Here is a 21,041-nt window from a genome sequence, read left to right on the forward strand (position 1 = left end):
CATGACCTCGATAACAACCGCGACCTTTGATTTTGCGATTGTCCCAGACAATTACAAAAAACAAGGAGCGGCATGGAATGCCGTATAAAATGCTGAAATTATCGCATCAGAACGCTCCCTAGAGTGATCCATTTGTTGATTTGACCCGTGTCCAGTCTTCTTGCGTACACAAATGGAGGAATAAAGATGCGTATCATGGTACAGAAATTCGGAGGCACGTCTCTCTCCACTGTTCAGGCGAGAGAGCATGTGCTCCGTCACGTTAAACGTGAACTTGAAGCAGGATTGAGTCTGGTCATCGTTGTGTCTGCAATGGGGCGCCGCGGCGAGCCATATGCGACTGATACGTTGCTGGACTGGGCTGCACAGAACGGAAACGCACTATCCGCACGTGAAAAGGATTTACTGCTGTGCTGTGGTGAAATCATATCTGCGACAACGTTGAGCAGTTTACTCGAACATGAAGGCATTCCAACTACAGTGCTGACCGGTGCACAAGCAGGTTTTGTGACGGACGACAATTTCGGGAATGCCCGGATATTGGATGTCCGTCCTGTTCGTGTGTTGGAGCAGCTTCAGCTTGGCCGTGTCGTTGTTGTAACCGGATTCCAGGGGCAGACAGAGAACGGAGACTTCACGACACTGGGTCGTGGGGGAAGTGATACGTCTGCTACAGCTCTCGGTGCAGCATTACGTGCTGAAATGGTGGATATCTACACAGATGTGAACGGGATACTCACCGCTGATCCGCGAATTGTTGAGGATGCACGTCCACTGACTGTTGTGAGTTATGCAGAGATCTGTAACATGGCCCACCACGGGGCCAAGGTAATCCATCCACGTGCGGTTGAGATTGCGATGCAATCCCAAATTCCAGTGCGGGTAAGATCTACTTTTGCAGACACGGAAGGAACGCTGGTTACGCATCCGGAAGGATTCCAGGATGTGCAGACAGGCATTGTTGACCGTTATGTAACAGGCATCGCCTACGTGAGCAATGTAACGCAAATTACGGTGGATGTGCCTGGTGGTGCAGATCGATTGCAACTAAAAGTGTTCAAAACCATGGCTGAGAATTCAATCAGCGTTGATTTTATTAATGTTACCCCCTCGGGAGTTGTCTATACGGTTTTTGACAGTGATTCCGAGAAAGCCATACAGGTATTGCAGGAGATAGGTCTCAAGCCACAAAGCCTGTCCGGTTGTGCCAAAGTGTCCGTCATTGGCGGAGGCATTAATGGTGTACCTGGAATTATGGCTCGAATCGTAGAGTCCTTGACACTGGCTGACATTCAGATCCTGCAATCAGCAGATTCGAATACAACGATCTGGGTACTCGTAAAAAAAGAAGATATGGTTCAGGCCCTGAGGGCACTTCACGCCTCATTCGAACTTCATTTGTAAATAACTGAAGTTAGAGGAGCCAAACCTGTTTTGAAGGAGGAATCGAATTGGACTTTGGAAGATTGATTACAGCAATGGTCACTCCGTTCAATGAACAAGGAGAGATTCATTGGGAGGAAACGGCACGTCTAATCGACTATCTGATTGTAGATCAAAAGTCGGAGACGCTTGTGGTTTCTGGAACAACAGGGGAGTCTCCAACACTTAGTGATACTGAGAAAGTTCAATTATTCGAATTTGCAGTGAAACATGCGGCCGGTCGGTGCAAAATTATAGCCGGAACGGGAAGCAATAACACAGCACATTCCATCCATTTGACACAGGAAGCTGAACGTGCCGGAGTGGATGGCATATTGTTGGTTGTTCCGTATTACAACAAACCTAGCCAAGAAGGTTTGTTTAAACATTTTGAAGCGATTGCAGGCTCCACCAAGCTGCCAATTATGCTCTATAACGTGCCTGGGCGCACAGTAACCAGCCTGTCAGCAGCGACAACGCTTCGTCTTGCGCAGATTCCTAACATCGTCGCTACGAAGGAATGTGCGTCTATGGAGCAGGTTACGCTGATTGCAGCAAGTGCTCCAGAAAATTTCAGAGTTTATTCCGGTGATGATGCTTCAGGCCTACCAGCGATTGCGGTTGGAGCACATGGAATTGTCAGCGTGGCCAGTCATGTCGTAGGGGCAGAAATGAAGAAAATGATTGACGCCTTCTATGGCGGAGCACCTCTTCAGGCTGCTCAGATTCATCAGCAGTTGTTCCCGGTGTTCAAAGGCCTGTTTGAGTGTCCACAGCCTCTACCGAACCCGGTAGCGGTGAAATATGCGCTGACATTACGTGGTCTAGACGTTGGGTCCGTACGTTTGCCCCTTATTCCGCCAACGGAAGAGGAGCAGGTTTATATCAAAGGTTTGCTTAATTTGTAATCATTTTGGTTGTATATGGACTAATTTATTAATCATGGGAATATCCTTCAGATCAGCAAAAGAACCGCTCCTCTTCGTAGAGGCTGCGGTTCTTTTTTTTACGAGTAATGTGAGGTTTCTTTTCCACTGCTAAGGGGAAACCTACAGCTTAACGAGAGAGTGACTTGTTTTTTTTGTTTTTAATCATGTATAATGATGTCAAGTGACTGGGTGCGGTATTTTTTTGAAATTGAAAGCGACATCGTTTCGTGGTGTAGCTTTGCGGTGAAAAAGGAAGGAACGGCTAAGAGGGAATTTCAAATCCAACTTGTTGGTTAAAGGGAATAACTTCGAAGAACTTCTTCCAAATATCGTGAATAAAGGTGTTCTTTTGCATTCATCCCGATAGGTGGGTATGTGATGTATGGACTACTTTTCTTAACTTACAATAAATAATAAGGTACGACGTCCAACTACCATAGGAGGTTTAGATTCATTTGTCTAAGAAAAATAATAACGATAAACTGATGATTTTTGCTTTGGGCGGCGTAGGCGAGATTGGTAAAAATATGTACGTCATCCAATACGCCAACGACATTGTAGTCGTAGATGCTGGTCTTAAATTCCCGGAAGAAGATATGCTTGGTATTGATATTGTCATCCCTGACATTTCTTACCTGACTGAGAACCGTGACAAAGTAAGAGGAATCATCCTTACTCACGGACATGAAGATCACATTGGTGGTCTGCCATATGTTCTCAAACATCTGAATGTTCCTGTATACGGAACAAGACTCACGCTTGGACTTGTAGAAAACAAGTTGAAAGAAGCGAATTTGCTGGGTGAAACAAAACGTATTCTGATTGATGCTGATTCCGAGATCCAACTTGGATCTGTTCTGAAAGCATCGTTCTTCGCTACTAACCATAGTATTCCGGATTCTGTTGGTGTATGTGTCGAAACACCGGAAGGTGCAGTTGTTCACACAGGTGACTTCAAATTCGACCATACTCCAGTCAATGGTCAATATGCAGATCTTCAGCGTATGGCACAGATCGGAACAAATGGCGTGTTAGCGCTATTGTCCGACAGTACAAACGCTGAGAAACCTGGATTCACACCATCGGAGAAAAATGTGGGGATCGTTCTGGAAGATATCTTCCGTAAAGCTAGCCAACGTGTTGTTGTAGCGACATTTGCTTCCAACGTACACCGTATCCAACAGGTGATTAATGCAGCAGAAGTGACTGGACGTAAAGTTGCAGTTATCGGACGCAGCATGGTGAACGTGGTGGGTATTGCTTCAGAACTGGGTTATCTTGAGATTCCGGATGGCATGATCATTGAGCCTGAAGAAGTAGGCAAGATGGCAGCTGATCGTGTCGTGATTCTCTGCACAGGAAGTCAAGGAGAGCCAATGTCAGCATTGACACGTATGGCTCGTTCCACACACCGTAAAGTGGACATCCTGCCAGGTGACACCGTCATTATCGCAGCAACACCGGTTCCAGGTAATGAAAAATATGTAGGCCGTACGATTGATGAACTGTTCCGTCTGGGTGCTAACGTGCATTACAGCGGTGCTAACAGTGGCGTCCACGTATCTGGTCACGGTAGCCAGGAAGAGCTGAAACTGATGCTCAACCTGATGAAACCGAAATTCTTCTTGCCGATTCACGGTGAATTCCGTATGCAGCGTCGCCACGCGGTTCTTGCTGAATCTGTAGGGGTAGAACCTGAGAACATTTTCATCACGGATATCGGTGAAGTGATTGAAATTCAAGGTGGAGCAGCACGTAGAGCAGGTAAAGTTACTGCAGGTAACGTGTTAATCGACGGTTTGGGTGTAGGCGATGTGGGTAACATTGTACTTCGTGACCGCAAATTGTTGTCACAAGATGGTATCCTTGTTGTTGTGGTAACACTGAGCAAACAGGATGGAAAAATTGTTTCCGGTCCTGACATCATCTCTCGCGGATTTGTGTATGTACGTGAATCGGAAGGACTACTGGATGAGGCCAACCGGATCGTTAGCAGCACATTGCAGAAGTTGATGAGTGAGAACGTTAACGAGTGGGCTTCACTCAAAACGAATGTTAAAGATGCACTGGGACGCTTCCTGTATGAGCAAACTCGTCGTAGACCGATGATTTTGCCAATCATTATGGAAGTTTAAAATAGGCTAAACAAAAACATATATTCAGGCACACAGTCGCCCCTTCTCTACGAGTAATATTGGACGGTTCCTCGTAGAGAAGGGGCTTTTTTTGCGTTTTCAGGAAGATCTGCAATAGGGCCAATATGTGAAGCAATTTGATGTAGCGGGTATAAGGCGGTTGGAAAAATCCCCATACTAAGGAAATACATTAAATGTTTCTGGAGAAGGGGATTATTGAAATGAATGAACGTATGAATGACAAGCAGGCGTCAAGATCCAATCAACCGGAAGTTGAAGCGCCGGAGATTCCGATTCAGGAGGACAAGGCCATCTCTCCCGTGACAGAGACTATTCAGCAATTTGGGCAGACACAGTCGCCTGCTGGTGAATCAAATATTTTCTGTATGACCATTATTGGACAGGTCGAAGGGCATTTGATTTTGCCACCACAAAATAAAACAACAAAGTATGAGCATATCATTCCACAGCTGGTGGCCGCTGAACAGAATCAGCGTATTGAAGGTATACTGATCATATTGAACACGGTAGGTGGAGATGTAGAGGCGGGTCTGGCCATTGCAGAGATGATTGCTTCTCTGAGCAAACCTACGGTGACTGTGGTCATTGGAGGCGGGCATAGCATAGGAGTACCGATTGCTGTAGCTTCAACATATTCCCTGATTGCGGGAAGTGCAACGATGACGATTCATCCGATTCGGATGAACGGCCTTGTCATTGGTGTACCTCAAACGTTTGAGTATATGGAGAAAATGCAGGAAAGGGTTGTTCGATTTGTGACTTCGCATTCGAATATCTCTGAAGAGATGTTCAAAGAATTGATGTTTAAGACCGGTGAGTTGAATCGGGACATCGGCACAGCTGTAGGAAGCGCAGATGCAGTGAAATATGGATTGATGGATGCAGTAGGTGGGATTGGACAGGCTATTGCTCAGTTAAATCAGCTCATAGGAGACAAGAGACAGACCCTGCAAGCGGGAGGTTATACCCAATGACATTATATACAGTGATGCCCCCGGAACAACTCTGGTCGGGAATGTGGAAAGAGGGCGAAGATACAAAGGAGATCAAGATGAATGGTTTATTGATGCAGGTGAGACCTGTTAATGACAATGAAGCCGTTATTGTACGTTTGCTGGATTGTCCACTTGAAGCCTATCTCAATCCTGCTAATATGCCCGGTTCGACCATTCCGCTTTCGGGTAACTTGGGATCAGCATAACGCGACGAATTCAGACAAATTGAGCATAAAAAGAACATATGTACGGATTATATTTGTATGGTATAATATTCTTCTGGGGGTGACCTGATTTTGGCCAGAAGAAAAAAGAGGAAAAAAAAGGGCGCTGGTTTTAGTGGCGTTTTAAAATATGAAATTTACGGGATTGTGCTTATTACCCTTGCTGTCATAGCATTATCGGGTGAAGCCACCGTTGGACGTTCGCTTTCCAAGATGTTCGGACTGATGCTTGGTAAGTTTTATTTTGCGATTCCACTTGTTGGTATTTATTATGGTCTCATGGTGATGATTCACCGGAAATGGCCGAGTGGCTGGACTACACGCAAAACAGGACTGGTATTGCTGGTCTTTGCCTTAACCCTGATGAGTACTGTCTCTGCAATGCACCAGAAGCTCATTCCGGTTGGTGCGCTTGAGCCTGGTGCTGTGATTACGCAGGTACATAATGATATGCAAACCGAGTTGCTAACCCCTGCTGCGCCAGGGGAGAGGGACTCCATGCTTAACAAGGATATCAGCGGTGGTTATCTCGGAGCTGGGCAATTTGCTCTTTTCCTGTGGCTGTTCGGCAGCCTTGGGGCGAGACTCATCATGATTGTCATGTTTATCATCAGTTTTATGCTGATTACGAGTCTATCTTATGTGGATTTGATTCGAATATTCCGTACAAAGATTTGGGATGCCGGGAGTTCGATGTACAAGAAGCTGGAGTCGAGGCCCTCTGCACGTTCTGCTTCAGCATCTGATGGAAGGAAGAAAGGTAACGCTCGTAAAGTGGTGCCTGTTCCTGTTGAAGATGACGAAGATGAGTATGAGGATGAATTAGAGGAACAGCATCTGCCAAAACGGAAATCGCCCATATTCTTCCAACTTTTTGGGAAATGGGGAGCTAATCGGGAACAGGCGACATCAGGACGTGAAATGGATGAGGTCGATTCGGCAGAAACAGAACAGATTGTGTACCGCGCCGAACAAGATCACAATGTAGATGCGTGGCAGGATGCGACCGAAGACGTAGCGAACAAATCAGCTTCATCACGTGTTCCTGTTCAGGCTAAACCTAACTCAGCGCCAATCATTCGAGACTTTTTCGAGCACGTTAGAGCAGAAGAGGCAAGCATTGAAGATGATCTGGACGATGCTTATCCTTTCCCGGATGATCTGGCCGATCCAAGCGTAGTACAACAGGGCGAGCATGCCATTAAAATAACGGATGAACTGGTAGAGACAGAGTGGTCTGCATCCGATGCGGGTACGAACGGGTTGAATGCTGTGGATGAGATTCAGAGTGGAGAAGAAGTCCCTAATGATGCCATGCAGGGAACAGATACTCCTACTCCTGAAGGGCAGGACACACAACCGGTGAAACCACCACCGCCACCTCCTAAGCCGTACAAGCTGCCATCATTCCGTCTCCTTGCCAAGCCAAACAATGGGGGCAAGGCGGGTGACCAGAAGGATTATATGCAGACAGCACGCAAGCTGGAAGCTACACTGGAGAGTTTTGGTGTTCGCGCCAAAGTGCTTGAAGTGGTCCGGGGCCCTGCCGTTACAAGGTATGAAATTCAGCCTGATATTGGTGTTAAGGTCAGCAGGATTGTCAGTCTGACTGATGATATCGCGTTGGCTCTGGCGGCAAAAGATATTCGGATGGAAGCGCCGATTCCCGGGAAGTCCGCTATAGGTATCGAAGTACCTAATGGCGAGGTATCGGTTGTAACGATGCGTGAGGTAATGGAAACAGCAACGTTCCAGGATGCAGAATCCAAAGTGACCATTGCATTTGGCCGAGATATCTCGGGACAGACAATCATTGGTAACTTGGCTCGGATGCCCCATTTGCTGGTCGCAGGTGCTACAGGTTCCGGTAAGTCGGTGTGTATTAACGGTATTATTACCAGCATATTGTATAAAGCCAAGCCGGATGAAGTGAAGTTCCTGATGGTTGATCCCAAGATGGTTGAGTTGAACGTATATAACGGAATTCCACATCTGATGGCGCCAGTAGTAACTGATCCTAAACGAGCGTCACTTGCTCTCAAAAAGATTGTGGTTGAGATGGAGAAACGATATGAACTGTTCTCCAAATCAGGCACGCGTAACGTCGAGGGTTACAATAATCTGATGAAAGATAATCCTGCGGCTGTTCTGCCTTATATCGTTGTCATTGTGGATGAGCTTGCAGATCTGATGATGGTTGCAGCCGGAGATGTGGAGGATGCCATTGCACGACTCGCTCAGATGGCTCGTGCAGCCGGAATCCATCTGATTATTGCCACACAACGTCCTTCGGTTGACGTTATTACCGGGGTAATCAAGGCTAACATTCCATCGCGGATTGCCTTCGGCGTATCCTCCCAAGTCGATTCCCGAACGATTCTGGATATGGGTGGGGCTGAAAAGCTGTTGGGTCGTGGAGACATGTTATTCATGCCAATGGGCGCATCAAAACCGGTTCGCGTACAAGGTGCATTTATGAGCGATGAAGAAGTCGAGAATATTGTGAATTACGTACGTGGTCAAGGTGAAGCTCAGTATGATGAGTCCCTTGTACCTGAAGTGGATGATTCCATTCAGGCAGCAGATGAAGTGCAGGATGAGTTATATGAGCAAGCTGTACAGATTATTTTGGAGGCAAAACAAGCTTCAGTCTCCTTGTTGCAACGTCGTATGCGGGTTGGCTACACACGTGCAGCGCGTTTAATTGACTCCATGGAAGCCCGGGGTGTAATCGGTCCTTACGAGGGCAGTAAACCAAGGGAAGTACTGGTTTCACTTGAACAGTATCAGCAGAATAAAATAAGCTCGTAGTGTAACATGTAACATGGTTACAACGAATCGTTTAAGCCCTCAACCTTATTGGTTGAGGGCTTTTTGCTTGCTCAGGAGACTGAAGTTTTGCCATCTACTCCAAAGATCGGATGATTTGGTGCATAGGAAACAAGCAGGCTTGTCATAATAACCTTAGCGATTCTGTTAATCCCACAAGAGAAAGGTAGAGCACAGTCGATGCGAAAAATGAACCTATGGCTTTTCACTGCTATTTTGCTGATATCCGCATTGGGAATTCGTTATTTGCTTCCTGGGAATACAGCAACTGAAAGTTCAGCCGAGCGTACACCACAGGTAGAAGAAAAGGCCTTGCCTACGTTTAGCAGCAATACAGTGAAATATGGAAGTTACGGTCAGGATGTATATGAGCTTCAGGGGCGTCTGAAGTATCTGGGATTTTACAATGGTAAAATCGACAGTAATTTTGGCAGCAGCACGCTGAAATCCGTCAAATGGTTTCAATCCGAGTTTGGCATGAAGGCAGATGGTGTGGTTGGAGCTGAGACCAAGCTCAAGCTGTACAATGCGTCAACCAAATGGTCCCCAACAGAGCCGCCACTACACAAGGAATCCTCAGGTGGGGGTGGAGGCAGCAACAATACGGCAGATAAAGAGCAAGACAATATGGGATCTGCCAATGCCCTTGGTCTCTCAGAGAATGAACTCAAGATTATGGCTAACGCAGTATATGGTGAAGCCCGGGGTGAACCGTTTGAAGGTCAAGTCGCAGTAGCAGCAGTAATTTTGAATCGCGTAAATTCACCTAGCTTTCCAAGTACGCCTTCTGGTGTGATTTTTCAACCAGGTGCATTTACGGCTGTAGCGGACGGACAGATCTATCTGGAACCAAACGCACAAGCCAAAAAGGCAGTTGAGCAGGCCCTGAATGGTTGGGATCCGTCCGGTGGATGTCTCTATTATTTTAACCCGAAGACAGCAACATCCAAATGGATCTGGACCCGCCCACAAGTGAAAACAATCGGACAGCATATCTTTTGTATGTGATGATGTTGGAAGCAACCAGAAGGCGTGACTTCGGTTGCTTCTTGCCTTTTGAATGGGTTAAAATGGTTGTTACGTTTAGCTTAATACGATTGCATGATAAATGACGCCGTAAAGGGGTTTTGACATTTGAATACATCAGGATTCGAACGAGGTAGCAAGAGAGAGTTTCGTATACATGTGCTTCCGACTAAACGTTTCAAAACGTTTGCTATATCGCTATATGCAGGAGTTCCCTTACGGGAAGATACAGTAACCAAAGTAGCGCTGACACCTTTTGTTCTGCGACGCGGCACGGAATCCTATCCGGAAACAACGCAATTTCGTGAGCAACTGGAGCATCTGTATGGAGCCGGTTTTGGTTTTGACGTCTATAAACGCGGGGATTACCAGATTGTACAGTTCCGAATGGATACCATTAATGATTCCTTTGTTGGAGGGGATGAGCAGCTACTGGATCGTTCATTTGCCTTCCTTGGAGAGGTTCTTACACGACCTGCACAGGAGAATGGACATTTCAGGACGTCTTATGTACAAGCAGAGCGAGAGACGGTTCGTAAAAAGCTGGAGTCCATCGTGAATGATAAAATGCGCTATGCCGCTGAACGCAGTATTGAGGAAATGTGCAAGAACGAGCCGTACCGTCTTCACCCACTGGGTGAGCGAAAGGATCTGCCCGGAATTGAGCCTGGCACACTGACTGCGTCTTATCACGAGTGGCTGCAGCAGGCGAGTATGGATCTATACGTGGTAGGGGATACGACACTGGAGGAGGTCGAGAACCTTGTTCAGCGTCATTTCAATGTAGATCGAACGTCCTCCTCTGATTACCAGACACAGGTAGCGGTTCGAGGAGATAAGGAAGTAGAGACCGTTGTTGAGCGACTGAATGTGAGTCAGGGAAAACTCAATATGGGACTCCGTACATCTATCACTTATGGAGATCCTCAGTATGCAGCAGCACTAATGTACAACGGGATTCTCGGTGGTTATCCTCATTCCAAACTGTTTGTCAATGTTCGTGAAAAAGAAAGCCTGGCGTATTACGCATCTTCGCGATATGACGGACATAAGGGCATTGCAACGATTCAATCCGGAATTGAAATCCCTAATTATGAGAAGGCCGTCACGATCATCAAGCAGCAGCTGGAAGAAATGAAAAGCGGTACAATCAGTGATCTGGAAATGTCCCAGACCAAAGCAATGATCCGTAACCTGCTTAAGGAAATGCAGGATTCTGCCTTTGAGATGATCGCTTATGACTTCAATCGACAGTTGTCTGGCAAAGAAAGAACGGCTGAAGAACTGTTGGCTCAAGTAGAACATATTAGCAAGGAAGATGTGCGTGAGGCGGCAGAACAATTCCGTCTGGATACGATTTATTTCTTGCGGGATGAGAAGGAGGAATAATCGGTGGAGAGCATTCGGTATGAGCATTTGCAGGAGACACTATATTACGAAGTAATGGATAACGGACTGCATATCTATATTTTGCCTAAACCGGGATTCCAGAAAACGTATGCTACGTTTGCAACCAAGTATGGATCGGTGGATAATCATTTTCAGGTTGAAGGGCAGGAAGAAGTGAAGGTCCCGGATGGGATTGCTCATTTCCTTGAGCATAAAATGTTTGAAGAACCAACAGGTGATATTTTTGCAACATTTGCGTCTCATGGTGCTTCAGCTAACGCGTTTACGAGCTTTGATCAGACGGTTTATTTGTTTTCAGCGACCGAACATGTGAATGAAAATATACAAACATTAGTCGACTTTGTGCAAAATCCTTACTTCACCGATCAAAACGTGGAAAAGGAAAAAGGCATTATTGGACAGGAAATTGACATGTATGCTGATAATCCGGATTGGCGTGTTTATTTTGGATTGATCGAAGCCATGTATCAGAAACATCCGGTGCATATCGATATTGCAGGAACGGTGGAATCCATCCGTACGATTACCAAAGAGATGTTGTATGAGTGTTATAACACCTTCTATCACCCGAGTAATATGCTCTTGTTTGTGGTGGGTGGTGTAGATCCACAGGAAGTCATTGATATGGTTCGATCGAACCAGGAGCAGAAGGATTATAAGCCACAGGGGAGCATTCAACGTTTCTTCGAACCGGAGCCTGAGCAGGTAGGAGAAGCCAGACGGGAATCAAAACTGGCTGTTTCACTGCCCAAATGTCTGTTTGGATTCAAGGAGACGGACGTTGGACTTACCGGGGAACAATTGTTACGGCGAGATATGACAACACAACTGATGATGGATCTTTTATTTGGCTCAAGCACACGTTTATTCCAGAAGCTCTACGATGAAGATCTGATCTCGGACAGCTTTGGACATGAGTATAACAGTTCGCCGCAATATGCGTTTTCAGCCATTGGTGGTGATACAAAAGACCCGGATCAACTGCTCGCGCGTATACGTGAAGAAGTGGATGCCATTGTAGAAAAAGGGTTCGAATCCACGGATTTTGAACGTGCACGCAAAAAGAAAATAGGCGGATATTTGCGTATGCTCAATTCTCCGGAGAACATTGCGCATGAATTTACACGTCAGCAATTCCGTGGCGGTGATTTTTTCAATATGCTCCCGCTCTATGAATCGATTACACTGGAAGATATAAATCTCAGACTGAGAGAGCATATTCGCTGGGATCAACTGGCTGTATCGCTAGTCGTGAGTCCTTGATATGGAGAGGGGAACAGGACAATTGAAGGCAATTGGGGAAATGACTGTACTGGTAACTGGTGCAAGCGGTGGTATTGGAGCGGCTATCGCAGAACGCTTCGCCAGAGTGGGAATGAATGTTGTTATACACTATATGAAATCGCATGAGGCAGCCAATGAAGCCGCCAGACGGTGTATGGAACAGGGCAGTGGAAAAATCATGACCGTGTCTGCGGATCTTCGCAGCCGGGAACAGATTGAGCGCATGCGTGAGAAGCTCGAGTCGCATAATCTCATGCCAGATATTCTTGTGAATAATGCAGGAATCTCGCACTACGGGATGTTGTCTGATGTTACAGAGGAGATCTGGGATGAAGTGATGGCGATTAACCTCAAAGGCACGTTTATGTGTACACAGGAAATGATGCCTCACATGATCTCCCAAAGGTATGGCCGAATCATTAATGTATCGTCGATCTGGGGACTGTCTGGTGCTTCTTGTGAGGTGCTGTATTCCACAACCAAAGGTGGGGTGAATGCATTCACCAAGGCGCTTGCGAAAGAACTCGCACCTTCCGGAGTAACCGTAAATGCCGTTGCTCCTGGCGCCGTTCAGACATCCATGCTGAACCATCTGGATCAGAGTGAACTGAAGATGCTGGAAGAGGAAATTCCAGCAGGAAGACTTGCTCAACCTGATGAAATCTCATCACTGGTTTATTTTCTGGCACTCCCTGAATCTGGTTATATCAATGGGCAGATTATCAGTCCGAATGGCGGTTGGTTAACGTAAAACAGCAAGAAAACTTGACTGGTTGTAGACGAAACAGGTGAAGATTGCCTAGAAGCAACCGTCTCTAGATTATTTTCAAATTGCTCGTATATAAAATGTCTCGAAAGCACATATTACAACTGTTGATTTTAAATCTCATGCGTCATCTAAGGAGGATTTATCATGTCAACAGAAAAAACAGTGCTCTCCAGTTTTGACACATGGAAGAAGTTCCTGGGTGACCGCGTACTGCAAGCAGAGAAGATGGGGATGAGTGAAGAAACCATCAACAAACTTGCGTATGAAATCGGCGATTTCCTCGATGAGAAAGTCGATCCGGCGAACCATTCCAACCGGGCATTGAAAGAGTTATGGGATGTCGGCGATGCAGATGAGCGTCGTACGATTGCGTGCCTGATGGTCAAATTGGCCAAACAAAACGCATAAGATCACAGATGAAGAGCTCCCGCAAGGGGGCTTTTCTCTAATGATTACAAACGGATTACAGAGCTGTTCTTGTAATTCATTTTCATTTTATATATCATTAACGTGACCCATTTTTAGAAGATGTCTCAGATTGTTGTCCAGTGGACACGTTCTGTTGCTGTCGAATAATGTGGAATAATGCATTACGGGGTGTTGAAATGGAATCTAAACAATGGTACATGGAATATAAAATACATAAGAACAGACCCGGTTTGTTAGGCGATATTGCCTCTATGCTGGGGATGCTTGAAGTGAATATATTGACCATTAACGGTGTTGAAGGCAAAACTCGAGGCATGCTGCTTGAATCGGATGATGATGAAAAAATCCGTTTGCTTGGTGAAATGCTTGGCAAAGTAAACAGCATCACCGTATCGGCTTTGCGTCAACCTAAATTGGTGGATATTTTGGCCGTGCGTCATGGCAGATACATTGACCGTGACTCGGATGATCGCAAGACATTTCGTTTCACACGAGATGAACTTGGGTTACTTGTGGACTTTTTGGGTGAAGTATTTAAGAGGGAAGGCAATCAGGTCATTGGTTTGCGCGGAATGCCTCGTGTTGGTAAAACGGAGTCCATTATTGCGGGTAGCGTATGTGCAATGAAGCGGTGGACGTTTGTGTCCTCCACACTTCTTCGTCAGACGATAAGGAGTCAAATGTCCGAAGACGAATTGAACCCGAACAATGTGTTCATTATCGACGGTATTGTTAGCACGATACGCTCCAGTGAGCGGCATTACAACCTGTTGCAGGATATTATGACCATGCCTAGCACCAAAGTTATTGAACATCCGGATATTTTTGTACAGGAATCCGAATATGATTTTAATGATTTTGATATTATTATTGAACTTCGCAACAATCCGAATGAAGAAATTATTTATGATACGTTTACGGCTAGCTACACCGACGAATTGTAAGGAACCGTACGGAATCATGAAATAGATTAGCAACAACTCAAGAGATAAACATAAGGAGGAGATGGCATGTCTGAACTGGGTCAGCAGTTAAGGGAGGCCCGGCTGCAAAAAGGGATGAGTCTTGACGATGTACAGGAAATGACAAAAATTCGCAAGAGGTATCTGGAGGCCATAGAAGCAGGAGACTATAAAGTGCTGCCGGGTAGCTTCTATGTGCGTGCTTTCATCAAAACCTATGCGGAGACCGTGGGACTGAACCCTGATGAGCTGCTGGAGGGACACAAAAAAGACGTACCCGCAGAAGAGGCGGAAGCAACGATGGAACCGGTTATACAGAAGCGTTCCAGCCGTCCGGTTGAGCGTAGTAATCGGTGGATGTCTGTCGCGCTGATGTGGACATTCCCTGTTTTGATTGTAGTACTGTTGTATGTATACGTGGTGTATAACAATGGTGATGAATCAGATAATCCGGGGCTTGATCAGGTCAAAATTACGGACAGTCAACAACAGCCTGAGGATAAACCGGATCAACCTGCCGACAACGGACAGGCATCTAATCCGCCTGCGACAGATTCAGGTACTGACGGTACTGGTGAGGGCGAAGCTGGCGGTAACGGCGGCGGTACAGACACGGAAGGACAGACGGACGGTCAAACTGATGGCCAAACGGACGGACAGACGGATGAAACTGAGGTAGAACCAACTGACAATTCACCGTCTAATGTGACTGTTGCGGAAGATGGGAAATCAGGAAATATTACGAACTTTAAAGTTAACGGTAGTGCAGGGCAACCTGTAACGGTCACGATCAAAGCAACAGGTCATAGCTGGCTGGAAGTGTACAAAGGCGAAAACTCCAGTGGAGAGAAGTTGGAGTATGGTAACACAGCCGAAGGTGACAGCTATACCTTTGAGTTGGATAGTGCAGGCATGTATATTAAGTCCGGTTACGCTGCAGCGACCACGATTGAGGTTGGCGGGCAAGTTGTAACGGATGGCAAGGCGACCAATCGGATCCGTTTGAAGCTTGGTGAAGACAGTAGCAGTAGTACTACTTCTTCTACAGGTGTTGAAAATGGATCAACGGACGGTACAGGGGGTACCACGGGTAGCGAATAACCGGGTCAACTGCAGGAGACAATAACCGTGTCTTAACTTGCAGTTAACTTTTGGTGAAGTGAGGTGGATGGCTGTGACAGTCAGCTGGATCGTAACAGGTTTAGGGATCATTGTCAGCCTCCTGGGTTATTACCTGACTCCAAGTGCTTGGGGTTACGGAATATTGGGTTTTGGACTTGCACATGTGCTTTTGGGTGTGCTTGATATGTTCAGACAGCCCAACCGCAGCCGCTATTAGGTTGGAAGCTGGACCAGCAAGCATTTTTGGCAGCCACTTGAAGTGGAAGCCAAAAATGCTTTTTTCTTTGTGTAAAACAGCTTGAAATTAGACTTTTGCTTAAGGTATCCTCTATAATGTTACAGAACATACGATTAACTGAAAGGGTGACTGGTTTGAGCTCAGAAAATTCATTTGATATCGTGTCCAAAATGGACTTGCAAGAACTGACAAATGCCGTTACACAAACCGAGAAGGAAATTGGCACTCGTTATGACTTCAAGGGCAGCAAGAGCAGCCTGAAACTGGATAAGGATGCGTTAACGATCGTATCTGATGATGAGACCAAACTCAAGGCTGTCATTGACGTGCTGCAATCCAAAATGGCGAAGCGTGGTCTACCATTGAAAAACATTGATTACGCAAAGGTAGAGCCAGCGTCTTCTGGTACAGTCCGCCAGCGTTTGAATTTTAAACAGGGGATTGATCAGGACATCGCCAAGAAAATCAATATCCTGATTCGGGATTCCAAGATGAAGGTGAAGAGCCAGATTCAGGGAGACCAACTCCGGGTAACTGGTAAGAGTAAAAATGATTTGCAAGCTGTTATGCAGTTGCTAAATGGTGCTAACCTGCCTCTGGATTTGCAATATACAAATTTCAAGTAATATGGCCTTTTTGTAGCAAAAGTGTTTTTTGACACGGTATTGGGCGTATATTATACTAAGTGTGCATTGCTGGCAGTCATGCATCAAGTCCAGTCCTCATCGTTTGCTGACTTTGTGAAAAGCAGTACATCTTCTGGAAGTCACCGGAACGTTTAAAGCGGTTTTGCTTTTGAGCGGTTGACTTTATTTTTTGCGTTTCTACATAGTGGGATCATGTTAATACGGATTGACATTGAAACTGTACATTTCATGTTCCGGATGATGATAACGGGATTATGATGATTGTTTGGAGTAATGGAGGATATGAGGGAGGGCGTCTTGTGAATTTACCCAACCGGATTACGCTTGCACGAATTTGCTTAATCCCTTTTTTGATGGTGTTCCTGCTTGTGGATTTCCCATTTTATCCAGAGCCGTTGCAGCTTGGAAGCTTTTCGCTTCCGTATAATCAACTGATTGCTGCTGTTATTTTTATCATCGCCGCAAGCACAGATGGAATTGACGGATACCTTGCGCGGAAAAATAACATGGTTACCAATCTGGGGAAACTGCTTGATCCGCTCGCAGACAAGCTGCTGGTTACTGCAGTTTTGATCTCGCTTGTGGAGATGGGCAAGCTGGATTCCTGGATTGCAGTTGTTATTATTAGTCGTGAATTCGCAGTTACCGGCTTGCGTCAAATTGCATTGCTGGATGGTTCGGTTGTTGCCGCTAGTGCTTGGGGCAAGCTGAAGACTGTAGTGCAGATTGTGGCGATTGTGCTGTTGCTGTTGAACAATTTCCCGTTTTCATACACGGGTATTCACGTCGATATTATCGCGGTATGGGCAGCAGCGCTTATTACCATCTGGTCGGGTATCGATTACTTTATCAAAAACAAAAATTTGCTTCATTTAACAAAAGCATAATGGTTTGTTCTTAAATGGGTAATCATGAAGGAAGCATTGGGTCAGGGGCAATAGGAGATTATCCTATTGCCCTTTGATCACTCACCACGTGTACAGGAGGATGCTCAATGAAGGCAGAAATCATTGCAGTTGGCACAGAGCTACTGCTTGGACAAATCGTCAATACCAATGCCAGATACCTATCCCGTGAATTGGCTGCGATGGGGATCGATGTATATTTCCAAACGGTGGTAGGGGATAACCTGAACCGACTTAGCGAAGCTATTCGCATTGCGCAGGGCCGTGCAGACGTTATTTTATTTTCCGGTGGCATCGGACCTACCCAAGATGATCTGACCAAGGATGCATTGGCAGCTGTTCTTAACCGGAAACTGCATACAGATCGAATGGCTATGGACAAAATTGAGAGCTTTTTCAGAGATCGTAATGTGGACATGACAGAAAATAACCGACGTCAGGCGATCGTTATTGATGGCGGAACACCTCTGGCCAATGAAACGGGCCTTGCGGCAGGAAATGCGATTTCTGATAATGACAAATATTATGTTGTGATGCCTGGACCACCTAAAGAGCTGATTCCAATGTTTGAACAGGAAGTCAAGCCCTGGCTGTTCCAGCATGTACTCACGGAAGAAATGCCGATCTATTCCCGAATGCTGAAATTCGCAGGTATTGGTGAATCTGCTCTGGAAGATCGACTATTGGATCTGATTGACGCGCAGACAGACCCTACGATTGCTCCTTACGCGAGTGAAGGCGAAGTTACGGTACGTGTCTCCACGAAGGCTGCGAGTGAGGGAGAGGCGAAGCTGAAGCTGGATGCGATGGAGGTTCAGATTCGTGAGCGTTTGACAGAACATCTCTACGCGAACGAGGATGTGCCTATAGAGTATACGATTGTAACCATGATGTCTGACATGGGGCTGACGCTTAGCGCTGCTGAGAGCTGTACAGGAGGGCTTGTCATGCAAAGTCTGACCTCTGTACCCGGAAGTGCCTCAATGCTCAAAGGTGGAATTGTTTGTTACTCCAATGAAATTAAAGAAAAGCTGCTGAATGTGCCTCATGATTATCTGGAAGGTGAAGATGCACCTGGGGCGGTAAGCCCAGAGGTTGCAAAAGTGCTTGCTGAGCAGATTCGCATGATTGGCGATGCTGATTTTGGCCTGGCTGTTACCGGTGTAGCTGGACCGGGATATTCGGAACGCAAGCCACCCGGACTTGTCTTCATCGCTCTTGCTGAACGTGGAAAAGAGACGGAAATTCATGAGCTGCGTATTAATGGTAATCGCGAGACGGTACGCATTCGTTCAGCGAAAGCAATCCTCTATCGCTTATGGCAAAAACTTGTGGCGATGGATTGATTAGTTAATCGCTTCGATTGCATTTACAGTTCCAAGCAAGTATAATTAAGGAAGACGGAAGAACCGTAGAATTAGGCTTTACAGCCTTGTTTACGGTTCTTTTTTCTGTTTAATGGAAAGTTTCCTTGAGGAAGAGGCGCCTCAGCCTTTACAAAAAAAACGAATGTATGTTCGAAAAAAAGCTTGGCAAACGTGTTAAAACAAGGTATCATTATCTTATAAACAGTAAAGGGTGTGAGCTTATTGTCAGACCGTCGTGCCGCGCTTGATATGGCGCTCCGTCAAATAGAGAAGCAATTTGGTAAAGGATCCATCATGAAACTGGGTGAGTCCACTCATATGAATGTGGAAATTATTCCCAGCGGTTCCTTGGCTTTGGATATTGCATTAGGAACAGGCGGCTTGCCTAAAGGCCGTATTGTTGAAATATATGGACCTGAATCCTCAGGTAAAACAACTGTCGCATTACATGCGATTGCTGAAGTACAACGTGTTGGTGGACAAGCAGCATTTATCGATGCCGAGCATGCTCTTGATCCTCAATATGCAAGCAAATTGGGTGTTAACATTGACGAATTGCTTCTATCTCAGCCAGATACGGGTGAGCAAGGGCTGGAAATTGCAGAAGCTCTTGTACGCAGTGGTGCAGTAGATATCGTCGTTATTGACTCTGTAGCCGCATTGGTTCCAAAAGCAGAGATTGAAGGCGAAATGGGAGATTCACACGTTGGTTTGCAAGCGCGTTTGATGTCTCAGGCGCTGCGTAAATTGTCTGGTGCAATCAGCAAATCCAAAACAATTGCAATCTTCATTAACCAGCTTCGTGAGAAAGTCGGCGTTATGTTTGGTAACCCGGAAACAACACCTGGTGGTCGTGCTCTGAAGTTTTATTCCACAGTACGTCTGGATGTGCGTCGTATTGAGAGTATCAAATCAGGCAATGACATGATTGGTAACCGTACTCGTATTAAAGTTGTGAAAAACAAAGTGGCACCTCCGTTTAAACAAGCGGAAGTGGATATCATGTATGGCGAGGGTATTTCGAGAGAAGGCAGTATCATTGACATTGGTACAGAGCTGGACATCGTTAATAAAAGTGGTGCATGGTACTCCTACGAAGGCGAGCGTTTAGGACAAGGCCGTGAGAACGCGAAGCAGTTCATGAAAGAGCATAAAGACATTGCTGAAATCATTGAACAAAAAATTCGGGTAGCTAGTAACTTGACTACCGCAGTCCCTGCGCCAACTAGTGAAGAGCAACAAAAAGAAGCAGAAGAAGAACAAGAATTGTTTGAAATCAACGAGTAATCTCTCAAATCCTCCCTTGTAGGGAGGGCCCTGAGGGTGTTTCCCACTGGACTCCGTAAACTTATCTGATTGAGCTTGGATCAATCTGGATAATGGATTGTAGTGGGGGAGTGCTCATGCTGTCCAACAGCCCCTGTCCCAATGGACAGGGGCTGTTGGCACGCTAACTGTGGAGTAAAGGCCGGGCAGAGTCCCCGGCCTTTTGTATTAGTGTTCTCTGTTTTATGTGAAGATGTGCTTGGCGTAGTCAAAATGAAAATGTTATGAAAGGGGAGACCTGAATGGATCAACATGACGAGGATTTATATGAAGAAGCAGAAGAGGACGGCCTATCCCAATTTCCGGATAACGAAGAACTTATTATTACACGTGTAGAACGAACGAAGAGCAGGCAAGCTCGTTATCGAATCACTTTTGGCATCCACTCCATTACGGTTCTTGAAGATGTGATGATTAAATACAGGATGACTCAAGGCAATACGTTTATGAAGAAGGACCTTGAAGAAATTGTTGTAGCTGATGAGCGACAGCGTACGTATTCACAGTCTCTGCGCTTTTTGGAACATAAGCCGCGAACACGCCATGAATTAAGTCAGAAACTTCGTCAGAAGGAGTTTGCTGCACCATTAATTGAAGAGACGCTGGATCGACTTGAACGGGAGAAGTTAGTGGATGACGATCTATTTGCAAAGGAATGGACAAGACAGCGTATGGAGGGCAAGCGGAAGGGAAAACTGTGGATAAGGCAAGAGCTGCGTCAAAAGGGCATTGCCAATGATCTCATCATTGAGGCACTAGAAGGTATTAGTACAGATGCGGAATTTGAGACTGCCTTGAGTGCCGGACGCAAAAAATGGAATCAGGTCAAAGGGGACGTTAAAGAGAAGAAAAATAAAACGCTTCCCTTCCTAATGAGACGTGGTTTTTCAATGGATATGGTGCGCCGTGTCGTGAATTGTTTAATTGAAGAAGATGAGGCTGGGGGCCCTGAAGATGACGAAGCGTTGTTATGGGATTAGCAGACTACAGTCTCTATACTG

The 21,041-nt window shown here is 45.9% G+C and carries 19 protein-coding genes; all 19 read left to right on the forward strand.

From position 1 onward, the window contains the following. Nucleotides 1–186 precede the first annotated feature (186 nt). The 19 genes from dapG to V6669_RS11700 all read left to right on the forward strand — a co-directional run bounded on the left by dapG (nucleotide 187) and on the right by V6669_RS11700 (nucleotide 21,020). On the forward strand, nucleotides 187–1,404 hold the full coding sequence (dapG, locus tag V6669_RS11610) for an aspartate kinase (protein ID WP_017689129.1): 1,218 nt from the start codon (nucleotides 187–189) through the stop codon (nucleotides 1,402–1,404). A 47-nt stretch (nucleotides 1,405–1,451) separates the two neighbouring features. Next, on the forward strand, nucleotides 1,452–2,330 hold the full coding sequence (dapA, locus tag V6669_RS11615) for a 4-hydroxy-tetrahydrodipicolinate synthase (RefSeq protein ID WP_124114093.1): 879 nt from the start codon (nucleotides 1,452–1,454) through the stop codon (nucleotides 2,328–2,330). A gap of 476 nt (nucleotides 2,331–2,806) precedes the next feature. Next, complete coding sequence (locus tag V6669_RS11620; RefSeq protein WP_076208870.1) at nucleotides 2,807–4,486, forward strand: ribonuclease J; 1,680 nt, start codon at nucleotides 2,807–2,809, stop codon at nucleotides 4,484–4,486. A 221-nt stretch (nucleotides 4,487–4,707) separates the two neighbouring features. Beyond that, nucleotides 4,708–5,481, forward strand: coding sequence for an ATP-dependent Clp protease proteolytic subunit (locus V6669_RS11625; protein WP_338593847.1), 774 nt, complete (start codon nucleotides 4,708–4,710; stop codon nucleotides 5,479–5,481). After that, the gene (locus V6669_RS11630) at nucleotides 5,478–5,708 is read left to right on the forward strand and encodes a YlzJ-like family protein (RefSeq protein WP_036670404.1); all 231 of its coding nucleotides are present in this window, start codon (nucleotides 5,478–5,480) and stop codon (nucleotides 5,706–5,708) included. Before V6669_RS11625 ends, V6669_RS11630 begins: the two co-directional genes overlap by 4 nt. Nucleotides 5,709–5,798: 90 nt before the next feature. Further along, the gene (locus tag V6669_RS11635) at nucleotides 5,799–8,537 is read left to right on the forward strand and encodes a DNA translocase FtsK (RefSeq protein ID WP_338593849.1); all 2,739 of its coding nucleotides are present in this window, start codon (nucleotides 5,799–5,801) and stop codon (nucleotides 8,535–8,537) included. A 198-nt stretch (nucleotides 8,538–8,735) separates the two neighbouring features. Then, nucleotides 8,736–9,563, forward strand: a complete 828-nt coding sequence (gene sleB, locus V6669_RS11640; protein WP_047842506.1) for a spore cortex-lytic enzyme — start codon at nucleotides 8,736–8,738, stop codon at nucleotides 9,561–9,563. 126 nt (nucleotides 9,564–9,689) lie between these two features. Continuing rightward, a complete protein-coding gene (locus tag V6669_RS11645) occupies nucleotides 9,690–10,970 on the forward strand; it encodes a pitrilysin family protein (protein ID WP_338593851.1) in 1,281 nt (426 codons plus the stop codon). A gap of 3 nt (nucleotides 10,971–10,973) precedes the next feature. Beyond that, nucleotides 10,974–12,254, forward strand: a complete 1,281-nt coding sequence (locus V6669_RS11650) for a pitrilysin family protein (protein ID WP_338593853.1) — start codon at nucleotides 10,974–10,976, stop codon at nucleotides 12,252–12,254. A gap of 1 nt (nucleotide 12,255) precedes the next feature. Further along, nucleotides 12,256–13,026: a 3-oxoacyl-ACP reductase FabG gene (fabG, locus tag V6669_RS11655; protein WP_026081137.1), complete on the forward strand. Its 771-nt coding sequence runs from the start codon at nucleotides 12,256–12,258 to the stop codon at nucleotides 13,024–13,026. Between the two features lie 162 nt (nucleotides 13,027–13,188). Further along, complete coding sequence (locus V6669_RS11660; protein ID WP_017689119.1) at nucleotides 13,189–13,452, forward strand: DUF3243 domain-containing protein; 264 nt, start codon at nucleotides 13,189–13,191, stop codon at nucleotides 13,450–13,452. A 197-nt stretch (nucleotides 13,453–13,649) separates the two neighbouring features. Beyond that, nucleotides 13,650–14,417 (forward strand): DUF3388 domain-containing protein, encoded by a 768-nt coding sequence (locus V6669_RS11665; RefSeq protein WP_024630282.1) that lies wholly within the window; start codon nucleotides 13,650–13,652, stop codon nucleotides 14,415–14,417. A gap of 66 nt (nucleotides 14,418–14,483) precedes the next feature. Then, nucleotides 14,484–15,536: a RodZ domain-containing protein gene (locus V6669_RS11670; protein ID WP_338593855.1), complete on the forward strand. Its 1,053-nt coding sequence runs from the start codon at nucleotides 14,484–14,486 to the stop codon at nucleotides 15,534–15,536. A 67-nt stretch (nucleotides 15,537–15,603) separates the two neighbouring features. Further along, nucleotides 15,604–15,774, forward strand: a complete 171-nt coding sequence (locus tag V6669_RS11675) for a hypothetical protein (protein ID WP_017689116.1) — start codon at nucleotides 15,604–15,606, stop codon at nucleotides 15,772–15,774. A 155-nt stretch (nucleotides 15,775–15,929) separates the two neighbouring features. After that, complete coding sequence (locus V6669_RS11680) at nucleotides 15,930–16,421, forward strand: YajQ family cyclic di-GMP-binding protein (RefSeq protein WP_017689115.1); 492 nt, start codon at nucleotides 15,930–15,932, stop codon at nucleotides 16,419–16,421. Nucleotides 16,422–16,741: 320 nt separating this feature from the next. Then, nucleotides 16,742–17,329 carry a CDP-diacylglycerol--glycerol-3-phosphate 3-phosphatidyltransferase gene (gene pgsA / locus V6669_RS11685; protein ID WP_062833849.1) on the forward strand — a complete coding sequence of 196 codons (588 nt, stop codon included), beginning with the start codon at nucleotides 16,742–16,744 and terminating at the stop codon, nucleotides 17,327–17,329. 107 nt (nucleotides 17,330–17,436) lie between these two features. Beyond that, nucleotides 17,437–18,693: a competence/damage-inducible protein A gene (locus V6669_RS11690; RefSeq protein WP_091017238.1), complete on the forward strand. Its 1,257-nt coding sequence runs from the start codon at nucleotides 17,437–17,439 to the stop codon at nucleotides 18,691–18,693. A gap of 243 nt (nucleotides 18,694–18,936) precedes the next feature. Further along, the gene (gene recA, locus V6669_RS11695; RefSeq protein ID WP_062833851.1) at nucleotides 18,937–20,001 is read left to right on the forward strand and encodes a recombinase RecA; all 1,065 of its coding nucleotides are present in this window, start codon (nucleotides 18,937–18,939) and stop codon (nucleotides 19,999–20,001) included. A 281-nt stretch (nucleotides 20,002–20,282) separates the two neighbouring features. After that, a complete protein-coding gene (locus V6669_RS11700) occupies nucleotides 20,283–21,020 on the forward strand; it encodes a regulatory protein RecX (protein ID WP_338593859.1) in 738 nt (245 codons plus the stop codon). Nucleotides 21,021–21,041 lie beyond the last annotated feature (21 nt).

The organism is Paenibacillus sp. Y5S-9, assembly GCF_036894235.1.
Classification (GTDB): domain Bacteria; phylum Bacillota; class Bacilli; order Paenibacillales; family Paenibacillaceae; genus Paenibacillus.

Bases quoted from the DNA above. Each gene is read 5' to 3' on its own strand.
- sleB (WP_047842506.1), top strand. From the start codon at position 8,736: ATGCGAAAAATGAACCTATGGCTTTTCACTGCTATTTTGCTGATATCC.
- fabG (WP_026081137.1), top strand. From the start codon at position 12,256: ATGGAGAGGGGAACAGGACAATTGAAGGCAATTGGGGAAATGACTGTA.
- V6669_RS11700 (WP_338593859.1), top strand. From the start codon at position 20,283: ATGGATCAACATGACGAGGATTTATATGAAGAAGCAGAAGAGGACGGC.
- V6669_RS11670 (WP_338593855.1), top strand. From the start codon at position 14,484: ATGTCTGAACTGGGTCAGCAGTTAAGGGAGGCCCGGCTGCAAAAAGGG.
- V6669_RS11690 (WP_091017238.1), top strand. From the start codon at position 17,437: ATGAAGGCAGAAATCATTGCAGTTGGCACAGAGCTACTGCTTGGACAA.
- V6669_RS11675 (WP_017689116.1), top strand. From the start codon at position 15,604: ATGGCTGTGACAGTCAGCTGGATCGTAACAGGTTTAGGGATCATTGTC.
- V6669_RS11625 (WP_338593847.1), top strand. From the start codon at position 4,708: ATGAATGAACGTATGAATGACAAGCAGGCGTCAAGATCCAATCAACCG.
- V6669_RS11660 (WP_017689119.1), top strand. From the start codon at position 13,189: ATGTCAACAGAAAAAACAGTGCTCTCCAGTTTTGACACATGGAAGAAG.
- V6669_RS11630 (WP_036670404.1), top strand. From the start codon at position 5,478: ATGACATTATATACAGTGATGCCCCCGGAACAACTCTGGTCGGGAATG.
- dapG (WP_017689129.1), top strand. From the start codon at position 187: ATGCGTATCATGGTACAGAAATTCGGAGGCACGTCTCTCTCCACTGTT.
- V6669_RS11665 (WP_024630282.1), top strand. From the start codon at position 13,650: ATGGAATCTAAACAATGGTACATGGAATATAAAATACATAAGAACAGA.